Origin of the sequence: Flavobacterium cyanobacteriorum (assembly GCF_002251835.1) — a bacterium.
GTDB classification, from domain to species: domain Bacteria; phylum Bacteroidota; class Bacteroidia; order Flavobacteriales; family Flavobacteriaceae; genus Flavobacterium; species Flavobacterium cyanobacteriorum.
This window is the reverse complement of the sequence record NZ_NOXV01000159.1, coordinates 1-10,674: the sequence shown is the minus strand read 5'-3', so window position 1 is coordinate 10,674 and position 10,674 is coordinate 1. Positions and strand designations below refer to the sequence as shown.

General features: G+C 41.1%; 8 protein-coding genes. 2 read left to right on the top strand and 6 right to left on the bottom strand.

All coding sequences use genetic code 11. The features are described from left to right. Window positions 1–663 precede the first annotated feature (663 nt). Window positions 664–1,008, top strand: a complete 345-nt coding sequence (locus CHU92_RS02625; RefSeq protein WP_094412321.1) for a helix-turn-helix domain-containing protein — start codon at window positions 664–666, stop codon at window positions 1,006–1,008. 109 nt (window positions 1,009–1,117) lie between these two features. Here the strand turns inward: CHU92_RS02625 and CHU92_RS02620 are convergent, their stop codons facing one another. From CHU92_RS02620 to CHU92_RS02595, 6 genes are all read right to left on the bottom strand, one after another. Further along, on the bottom strand, window positions 1,118–1,693 hold the full coding sequence (locus CHU92_RS02620) for an OmpH family outer membrane protein (RefSeq protein WP_094412323.1): 576 nt from the start codon (window positions 1,691–1,693) through the stop codon (window positions 1,118–1,120). Window positions 1,694–1,910: 217 nt separating this feature from the next. Then, on the bottom strand, window positions 1,911–2,768 hold the full coding sequence (locus CHU92_RS02615; RefSeq protein WP_094412319.1) for a class I SAM-dependent methyltransferase: 858 nt from the start codon (window positions 2,766–2,768) through the stop codon (window positions 1,911–1,913). Further along, a complete protein-coding gene (locus CHU92_RS02610) occupies window positions 2,768–3,280 on the bottom strand; it encodes a hypothetical protein (protein ID WP_129582991.1) in 513 nt (170 codons plus the stop codon). The genes CHU92_RS02615 and CHU92_RS02610 overlap by 1 nt, the downstream gene beginning before the upstream one ends. Window positions 3,281–3,291: 11 nt before the next feature. Continuing rightward, a complete protein-coding gene (gene mnmG / locus CHU92_RS02605) occupies window positions 3,292–5,163 on the bottom strand; it encodes a tRNA uridine-5-carboxymethylaminomethyl(34) synthesis enzyme MnmG (protein WP_094412316.1) in 1,872 nt (623 codons plus the stop codon). Window positions 5,164–5,212: 49 nt separating this feature from the next. Then, entirely contained in the window at window positions 5,213–5,635 is a 423-nt protein-coding gene (gene ybeY / locus CHU92_RS02600; protein ID WP_094412314.1) for an rRNA maturation RNase YbeY, read from the bottom strand. Next, window positions 5,628–8,945, bottom strand: coding sequence for a DUF4175 family protein (locus CHU92_RS02595; RefSeq protein WP_094412312.1), 3,318 nt, complete (start codon window positions 8,943–8,945; stop codon window positions 5,628–5,630). Before CHU92_RS02595 ends, ybeY begins: the two co-directional genes overlap by 8 nt. A 164-nt stretch (window positions 8,946–9,109) precedes the next feature. Here CHU92_RS02595 and gltX point away from each other — a divergent pair, with 164 nt between their 5' ends. Then, the gene (gene gltX / locus CHU92_RS02590; protein WP_094412310.1) at window positions 9,110–10,621 is read left to right on the top strand and encodes a glutamate--tRNA ligase; all 1,512 of its coding nucleotides are present in this window, start codon (window positions 9,110–9,112) and stop codon (window positions 10,619–10,621) included. Window positions 10,622–10,674: the final 53 nt, after the last annotated feature.

Below are 10,674 nucleotides of genomic sequence, written 5' to 3'. Positions count from 1 at the left end.
GGTAACAGTTGCTTGTAGCAGTCCTGTGCCGCTTTTTCTACTTTTTTACCTCTTTATTATTTTTTATTTTGTGCGGCAAAAAAAATCTATCAAACGTTGGGCAATTTATTTTTTATAGTGCTGATAACCTATAACGTAATGATATAATTTATATCAAATAGTAATATTTTATGCGTATAATTTATATTTAAGCAACCCCGAATGACAAATCTCATTTCTATGAACAGGAACAGGCCCGGCTTGAGGGTGGTGGCATCAATTGCCTTTATCATACCTTTATGAGTAAAAAAGTTTGTAAAGAAAACACCTTGGGTTTAACAATTTTAGCCGTTGGTTTTTGTGTGGTGCTGCAAGGGTATCTAAAGAGGCTTTTTACAGTTTTCTGCTGCATAACAATTTAAACTGATATAGTATATCAGTTTACTATTCGGTTTCCCTCTTTAGCTTCTTACACTTAAATTTAGCAAAATTTATAAAGAAATGCAATGCAGGCAAACTCACTTAATCGTGCTATAATGCCGTTCATAACACAAAAACGCCCATTCGTTACTTTGTGTTATATAATTAAATGAGAAAATCTATTTTTGAAATATCTATTGGGCAGCATCAGTGATAAAATTGCAAGTATATGCATCTAAAACAGTACGTATTATTTAAAAAAAAATGACAGGATTAGGTAAAAAACTGAGGGCACTACGGGCCGAAAAAGGGTACACCCAAGAAAAAATTGCACATTTATTAGGTATCACCCAGGCAGCTTACTCTAAGCTGGAAAATAATAAAGGTAAAATTGATTTAGAATTATTAGAAAAACTTATTAGTGTATTCAAGATTGATATTCATGAGTTGCTTGAAAATGACAGCTTCATTGTTAACCAAAAAAATAGCACAGTACAAAATGAATTGATTTCTAATGATTTGTCAGAAAAATTAATTGAGCAATATGAAATCAGGATAATTGAGCTTAAAGAAACTATTGCCATGTTGAAAGAAAAACTTAAACATTAAAAAACCAGGGTGTTTTTAAAAATATTTAAAAAACTTGCCGGTTTTACACCTCGCAGTATTTAAAATTATTTCCACAAAAAAAACTCCCATTACGGGAGTTTATTCAAATTTAATTTTTTTCTTCTTTTTTGGCAGGTTCTTCTTTGCTAGCCTGTGCTTTATATTTTTCGTTAAGCTCTTTGATTAGTTTTTTGGTGATGTCATACCCTTCTCTGGCATACAATACTGTGGCCGCTTCACCGGTGCCGTAGATGTAGTCATATCCGTTCTTTTTGCCGTAATCTTTAATAAACTTGCGCATCTGGCTTACAATCGTATCCCTCTTTACACCAAACTCTTTGTCAAATTCTTCCCGGAAAGTCTCCTGCATGATACCCAGGTCACGCTGCCTTTTTTGCAGCTCCTGCTGCTTAAGCTGCGCCCATTGCATGCCTTTAACACGCGCCTCACTTTCAAAGCTGGCCGCATCAAGCTGTAGTTCTTTGGCCTTTTGCTGTAATTCACGGCTTAGCTCGCCCTCTTTCACTTTAGCTTTGTTGGTAAAATCTTTCATTTCTTCTGATTCTTCCAGAAGCTTGTATGTATCAACATAAGCGGTTTTAAATTCTTTTCCGCCGGCAGCCTGTTCTTTATTGCATGATAATAGTGCCAGAGCAAAACCAAAAAGTAAAAGCGATTTTCTCATCCTGTAGTAAAATTTAAATTTTGTCAAAAGTAATATATATAGCTCCAAAAACAATTTTTCATGAACTTAAATTACCTCATAATCATATGTTATCAATTTTAGACATAACATAGTTAAAAACAATTATAACCGAATTAAAATAAAGCGATTTGCCGGCGTTTTTAAAAGAAGGTATGATCTAACATCTATTAAAAGGTAAAACAGGCTCAAATGACTTCTATTGCGCTTTTCCGGGTTTAAGTATATAAATATGCGAAGAATATTCCCCATTCAGCCTGCCTTTGCTGTTTGAACGTAGCCCGGTAAGAAAACCGGATAAAAAATTCATTGTACCTGTCTTATATTTTTCTGAAAGGAGGCTTACATAAAAGCTGTCGAACTTCATGGGCAGAATTTTCACCAATGAAAAATTTTCCCTCATAAAAAGCTTTTCAATGGCAGTTTTAGAAAAATGCCATAAATGCCTCGGCACATCATAAGCAGCCCAGTATTTGCCATACTTCCCGGCATCATACGATTTAAAATTCGGTACGGCAAGTATGATAACGCCATCAGGTTTGATTATCCGTTTCAAATCTTTTATATGTGCCTCAATATCAGGCACATGCTCTAAAACATGCCACATGGTTACCACATCAGCGTAATGATCAGGCACATCAGCTACCGAATTTTTAAAAGATATGCCTTTAGCAATTGCAATTCCCCGGGCTTTTTCGCTTGGTTCAATGCCTTTGGCAACCCAACCGCTTTTTTCTGCTTCAACGAGAAAATCACCCGTGCCGGCACCTATATCAAGGAGCACGCCTTTAGCAGGATGGTAACGGCCTATGAGTTTTACTTTATCCCGCAGGGCCTTTTGTTTTACAGCATGATAAAGTTTTTCAAACAATGTGCGTTTACTGTCCGTGTGTGATATGTAATCTTCACTCTCGTAATACTTACCAAGTTCAGCGGGTGCGGGCTGCGGATGTGTTTTTAGGAGCTGCAGCTCCTCATCAATAAGAAGTTCAAATTCCTCGCCCGATACTGAATAGTCTTTTACCCTGATATAAACTTTATGTTTAGAAAAATCCATTAGCTATTATAGTATTCGTTCTTTAACTGGCGTAAATACGTTATAATTATGTTTTGGTATAAGGAGCCTTCGGCCAGGCAATCTTCATTGGCCGCGTCGATAACGGATATCCCTATAAAATTTGCTTTTGAGCCTCTTATATTAACTTCGGTCTCAACTTCGGTTACCATGAAAACCGATGTATCAAAATACTTTTGGAGCTCATCATTATCATAAATCATGATTTTGAACTTCTGCCCTTCAATGGTAACCCAGTACTCCACTTCTGTATATTTACCAAGACCGTACTTAAGGGCTGCATACTGGCTGAAAGGTATTTTCGATTGTTTATTTTCAAAAACAAAGGCTGTCAGCCCTTTTTCATTCCCTAAAACTTTTTTACCGTTTGGCAGCAATACGTACTCTTTTATTTCAACAGTATGCCTCGGCGTTATACAGCCCATTGGCAGGGACATTGCTATAAAAAACAGCAAAAACCCTTTAACAGCAAGGATTTTTATATATCGTTTCACGTGGAACATCATTATCTTCCCATATGTATTAATAATATCGACACGTCGCTTGGTGAAACACCGCTGATGCGTGATGCCTGCGAAATAGTAACCGGACGTATCTTTTTCATCTTTTCGCGACCTTCATAAGAAAGGGATTTCACCCTGTCATAATCAAAATTTTCAGGAATCCTTACATCTTCAAGCCGGTTAAGTTTATCGGCATTATTTTTTTCTTTTTCGATATATCCTGAATATTTCACCTGCACTTCTGCCTGCTCCACCACTTCACTGTCCAGATCATGTTCCTCAACATACTCTCTTACCTTCTCAAATTTCAGCATATCATCAAGCTCAATTTGCGGGCGGGAAAATATTTTAAACATTTTTTCAGACTGCGAAATTGTTGCGGTATCTTTTGCTTCAAGAACAGGATTGGCTTCAGCGGAAGTTACACTCGTTTCTTTAAAGAAGTTTACAAACGCTTCACTTTCCTCACGCTTCTTCTCCATCCTTCTCATACGATCCTCTTTAGCAAGGCCGATTTCGTAAGAAAGAGGTGTAAGCCTGAAGTCGGCATTGTCCTGTCTTAACAGCGTGCGGTATTCGGCCCGCGAAGTAAACATCCTGTAAGGCTCCTCAGTACCTTTTGTTATAAGGTCGTCTATAAGCACGCCGATATAGGCTTCATTACGCTTAAGCACAAAAGGCCCCTTTTCCTGAACTTTAAGGTGTGCATTTATACCGGCCATTAATCCCTGGGCGGCCGCTTCCTCATATCCGGTGGTGCCATTAATCTGCCCTGCAAAAAACAACCCTTCTACTAATTTTGTTTCCAGCGTATGTTTCAGCTGTGTTGGCGGGAAATAATCATACTCGATAGCATAACCGGGGCGGAAGAATTTTACATTCTCAAATCCGGCTACAGAACGCAGTGCTTTAAACTGCACATCTTCGGGTAACGATGTAGAGAAACCGTTTACATATACCTCAACGGTATTCCAACCTTCAGGCTCCACATAAATCTGGTGGCGGTCTTTATCGGCAAAACGGTTTATCTTATCTTCTATTGATGGGCAATATCTTGGCCCAAGGCTTTTAATACGGCCATTGAACATAGGTGAACGGTCAAAACCTTCGCGAAGGAGGTTGTGAACTTCTTCGGATGTATAGGTCATCCAGCAGGAGCGCTGCACTTTTAATGGCTGCGTTATATCAGAATAAGAGAATTTACCGGGATTATCATCACCGGGCTGTTCAATCATTTTGGAATAGTCCAGCGAGCGGCCATCTACCCGAGGCGGGGTACCTGTTTTCATACGGCCTGCTTCAAAACCCGCGCGTACCAGATCTTCGGTTATACCATAAGCAGCACTTTCCCCTGCCCTGCCGCCTCCAAATTGTTTCTCTCCAATATGTATCAATCCGTTCAGGAAAGTCCCGTTGGTCAGCACAACCGATTTTGTCTTTATTATTACTCCTAATGATGTGCGTATACCGGCTATTTTTCCCTCTTCAATAAGGAGTCCGGACACCATTTCCTGATAAAAGTCAAGATTTGGCGTAGCCTCAAGCATCAGTCGCCACTCTTCCGCAAAACGCATCCTGTCACTTTGTGCCCGAGGACTCCACATGGCAGGGCCTTTTGATTTGTTGAGCATCCTGAACTGGATTGCAGTTTTATCAGTCACAATCCCTGAATAACCTCCCAGCGCATCAATCTCACGCACTATTTGCCCTTTTGCGATACCGCCCATAGCCGGGTTGCACGACATTTGGGCAATATTTTGCAGGCTCATGGTCACCAGTAGGGTTTTAGAACCCATATTAGCAGCGGCCGCAGCAGCCTCGCTACCCGCATGCCCTGCGCCAACCACTATTACATCATATACTTCGTTAAACATTTTTTATGTGTGTTCCACGTGGAACATTTAATTTCATCATCATTATAAGCTATAGTTGTTCCACGTGGAACATAGCTATTTTTTCATCTTCTTTCTTTCTCATAAGGGCTTCTTCACCCGCTGATTTATCTTTATAACCACAATAATGAAGTATGCCATGAGCCATAACACGCTTCAGTTCTATATCAAAAGGCACATTATATTCTGAGGCATTATCTTTCACTCTTTCTACCGATATAAAAATGTCACCGCTGATTTCATTGCCAACGGTATAGTCAAAACTTATAATGTCAGTCAGCGTATCATGATCGAGATACTGAATGTTTATTTGAAGAAGGTATTCATCATCACAAAAAATGTAATTAACCTCACCCTCTTTTTTACCTTCAGAAGCTATAATTCCAGATACCCAGCCCTGATACTTTGCCTCATCCTGGAGCTCAAAATCAGTCTCGTAATTAAAACTAATCATCCTTTTTAAAGTAGGTTTGCACCTTTTGGTTAAAATTTGGGCGCAAAGGTAAGGTTTGTCGGTTTAATATTTCTACACTATTCAGATATTCTTTTAGTGCCGGCGGAAGCTGGTTGGCTGTGCTGTTAAAGTCTCTTTTGTTTGTCTGCGACTGGCGCTTGTTCTCTTCGCCCTGTTGCTGCATAGCTTTATCCAGTTTTAAAAGCTCGTGTTTCAGGCTGAGCATGCGCTGCATTGTTTCATTTTTAAAACCTTTATTTAAAAGCTGCTTTTCAATATCTTTCATCTGCCTTAATGCATTTTGACCGTTGCCTCCCATACCTTGTTTTTCCAGCGCTTTTTGAAGCTGCTCACGCAATTGTTGCTGCTCCTTATATATCTCCAGAAGTTCACCGGCATCGCCTTCACTACCCTCTCCCTCGTTGCCTTTTTCACCCTGGCTGCCCTTTTCTCCTTTGCTGCCCGGCTTACCCTGACCCTCCTGTTGACCTTTTTCCATTCCTTTCTGCATCTGTTTAGCAAGGCCTTCCTGCTTTTTAATGATATCGGATAACTGTACATCATTACCCTGGCCTTTACCTTTACCTTTACCCTGGCCCGAAGCCTGCATTTGCATTTCCTGCTGCATCTTGTTAAGGGCGTCACTAAGAAAATCAGCAAGTCTGTTCGATGCCGTGATAGCATACTGCTGGTTGGCTATCCCTCTCGGAAGCATATTTTCAGCCAGGTCAGCCAACGCTTTATCTATAGAATAATGCACATTGCCGACCTCTTTGGTAATATCTTCCGTAATTTTAGGATTACGCAGTGACAAAGCAAATAAACTGTCATCCACATGCCGGAACTGTTGCTTAAGATCCTGCTGCTTTTTCAGGTAAGTACTGTAGGATGAAGTGCGCCCGGAAGCGTCCCTGAACCTGCCCATAACATCCTCCTGCGAAAAGGAATACGCTAAAAGGTTATCAAGTATCTGGCGCAACATTTTTACATCCTCCTGCATTTGTTCAGCGTCACCTTCCATCATCATCTGCATCATTTTACCACCCATCTTTTTCATTTTCTGTGCCGCTGATTTTTGCTTTGGTTTTGCTTTTTGTGCTTTCTGCCCGGCATCACTATTTTGTTTCTGTAACTCTTCCTGTGCCTTCTGCATATCCTGTTTTATACTTTGCTCTTCCTGCTTATCGGTTGGTATATTCATAGGCTTTTTAAGCTCTTCGTTTTGTTTTTCCAACTCTCTCATTTCTTCCTGAAGCTTGTCAAACTCTTTATTGATATCTTCCTGCTTTTGTGCATTATTATCCTTGCTTTCCGCCAGATTATCCTGCTTCTCACCAAGCTTATTGAGTTTATCAGCAATCTGTTCCGCTTTTTTTTCAACATAAAAACGCTTGGTCAGTTCTACCAGCTGCTCAAGGTTTTTAGTCTGGTTCCTGGCATTTTGTTTAAACTTATCTATTTTGTCGAACAGTTCTTCCTCCTTAAGTTTATTTGTGAGTTCCTTAAGCTCATCCAGTAACTTCTGGTTTTTTTCAGCGTCTTTTTCATTTTTTTCAAGGCGCTTCATCAACTCATCCTTAAATTCATCTTTCTTGTCAGGATTGAACTGCTCAAGGTTTTCCTGTAATTTCTTAGAGAATTCTTTCATCATTTCATCCTGTTGCTTTTGCCTGTTTATAAAGTCCTGCACCTTTTTTTGGTCCTTAAAGTCCATCTGGTTCTTCTCGCGCCCCATTTTCTGTAGCTTATCCAGTTCGCTAAGCTGCTTATCCTGGTTCCTGATAGATTTTTCCAGGCTGTTGATGTTGCTGTTCTGTTCCTGCAGCACCTTCTCCTGCTGCTCATCCTGTGTCAGCTCCCTGTGAGAGAATACTGATGATTTAGAACTCTTGTAGTTATGTACGGCATCATTATCAAACACTTCAAAATAATACTCATAAGAAATGCCCTCAGTAAGTTTTAGCCCGTCTGGGAAAGTGTAGTAGAACCTGTCCACAGTTTCCCGCCTTATGGGAAGGTTAGCACGCTTTGCAGCATTAGGGTTGTCTTTAGGATAATAAACCACCTGTAGCTTTGTAAGCCCGTAATCATCAGATACTTCACCTAAAACAACCTGCTTCTTCAGCTTAAGGCTGTCAGGCGCAGATGAAACCCCGATGGTGGGGTACTGATCCTTAATAGTACTAATCTGGTATTGGAGTTTTTCATGGTGTTTAACTTTAGTATTAGATGTAAATACTTGATAATCTGTATTATGCATGATAGTTTTAGATAGCCGGAAGCCGTCATCACCTTTTTGGAACGCTACCGTACTTCCTGCGCCTGCCCAATCTATTGCAGTTGTTGCCAGTGCCTCTACCCTCCATGTAACACGTGTACCTTCGGGCACAACAGCGTTGCCTGTACCACGCACAACTTCCGCTTTCTTGCCAAGGTAACCGGGAAAGTTAAGCACCATCTCAAAGTTAGCAATAGTAGGCACGGCTACTACCGCAAGCTCAAAGGGCCTCGAAGTAAATTCATTAGCCTTTAGCCGGAACTCAATATTTTTTGAGGGCTCTTCAAACCTGTACTGAAACACGCCCGGCTTTACCGACTCAAGGTAGTAGTTCTCATCCCCTATGGCAATCATGGCATTTTCAGGAATTATCCTTCCCCGTGTTTCCACCTGTAGCAGAAAATCTGTACCCTGCCTCGCTGTAAGTGAGTTGTTTAGTATCCTGAACTCAAAAGGCGCCGGCGGTGCATAATGCTTCCTGTAGTTAACCACCCTGGTAAAGCTTTGGGTAATAATAGAAGAATTACTTACCATAAAGAATAACAGCAACAAAAGGGGTACAGCTGCATAAGGAATATACCTGATGTTCTTCTTGAAATTAACCGCATTGGTAAACGGTATGGGCTGCAACGTATTTGCTTTTTGCTCGATAGACGCTGCCAAAAGCTCTGACTGTTGTGACTGGCCGGACAGCTGCAGGAAATTGGTCAGCTTATCGCTTATCTCGCTAAAATGGTTTCCAATGATTTTTGATGCCTGGGTATAATCAATACCTTTCTGTAATTTAAAAAGCTTAAATAAGGGGAAAAGTATAAACCGCAACAGCAGGAAAGCCTCAACGCCAATAAACAACCAGAATAGCAGGGTCCTCCCACCTTCCGGCAGCCAGAGAAAATATTCAACCAGCAGGGTAAAAATAAAGTACATAAGCCCAAGCCCTGTAAAAAAGATGCTGCCACGCAATAATTCGTTGGTATAGTACTTTTTTATAAAACCCTCGAGTTTGCTATATATAATGTTTTTTGTTTCCAAAATGATGATGATTGTTAATAACCGATAAAATTACAAATTCTATTGATAGGATAAACGTAAAAATTAACCACTAAGTGTTGATAACCCACTGTTGCTGTTGACAGCTACGTGAATGCGGTTCAAAATATGATGCTTTGTTTATCTTTGCATCAAAATTTAATTCAATGTCAAGACCAGTTCGCGTGCGTTTTGCACCCAGCCCCACAGGGCCATTGCACATAGGCGGGGTAAGGACCGCCCTTTTTAATTATTTGTTTGCCAAAAAACACGGCGGTATATTTTACCTGAGGATTGAAGATACCGACCAAAACCGTTTTGTACCCGGGGCAGAAGAATACATTATAGAAGCATTGAACTGGTGCGGGATCCCTTTTGACGAAGGTATTGGCAAAGAGGGTAAATATGGCCCTTACCGCCAAAGCGAACGTAAAGCAATTTATAAAGAATATGCCCTGAACCTTGTGCAAAACGGCTGGGCTTACTATGCATTTGATACCGCTGAAGCGCTGGACAAACTTCGCGCCGAAGCCGAAGCCGAAGGTAAAGCGTTTATATACAATCATGCCACACGTGGAACATTAGACAATTCTCTTACTATTTCTGCCGAAGAAACACAAAGAAGGATTGACAGCGGAGAAGAATATGTAATCCGATTTAAGATACCTACTGATGAAACGCTTCATTTAAAAGATATTATCCGTGGGGATATTAAGTTTGAGAGCAACCTGCTGGATGATAAGGTATTGTTTAAAAGCGATGGCATGCCAACGTATCACCTGGCCAACATTGTAGATGACCACCTGATGGAAACAAGCCATGTTATACGCGGTGAAGAATGGCTCCCTTCCCTCCCGCTCCACGTGCTGCTGTACAGGGCATTTGGCTGGGAAGCGCCGGAGTTTGCCCACCTGCCGCTGATATTAAAGCCTGTAGGCAATGGCAAACTGTCTAAGCGCGATGGCGATAAGCTGGGCTTCCCGGTATTCCCGCTGGAGTGGAAAAATGCGGACGGTACAACATCGTCTGGCTACCGCGAAGAAGGCTACCTGCCCGAAGCTGTGGTAAACTTCCTGGCACTATTGGGATGGAACCCCGGTACCGACCAGGAGCTGTTTACGCTTGATGAGCTGGTGCAGCTGTTTGACCTGGAAAGGGTACACAAGGCCGGTGCAAAATTTGACCCAGAAAAGAACAAGTGGTTCAACCACCAGTATTTTACCCGGCAGGATAGTGAGGCACTGGCACACCAGCTGTCGCACGTACTGCTGGAAAAAGGTATTTATAAACCTATTGAGTATATAACTGAAGTTGTAGGGTTGGTAAAGGAACGAGCCACATTTGCAAAAGAGCTTTGGAACCTGAGTGATTATTTCTTTACACCACCAACAACTTACGACGAAAAAGCGGTAAAAAACTGGAAGCAGGAAACAGCAGCGATAATGGAGCAGCTAATTAACCTGCTACAGAACACGCTGGACTTTTCATCTTCCAATCTGGAAACCGTTATAAAGGCCTGGATGGAAGAAAATAATATTGGCATGGGTAAAGTAATGCAGCCGCTGCGTTTGAGCCTTGTAGGGGCTATGAAAGGCCCTCACCTGTTCGACATCATGGCAATGTTAGGTAAGGATGAAACTATAAACCGCATACAAAACGCTATAGTAAAACTATCATGAATAACGAGAAGCCGTCTCACAACTTGAGACGGTTTTTTTACGTTTTTCTTGCA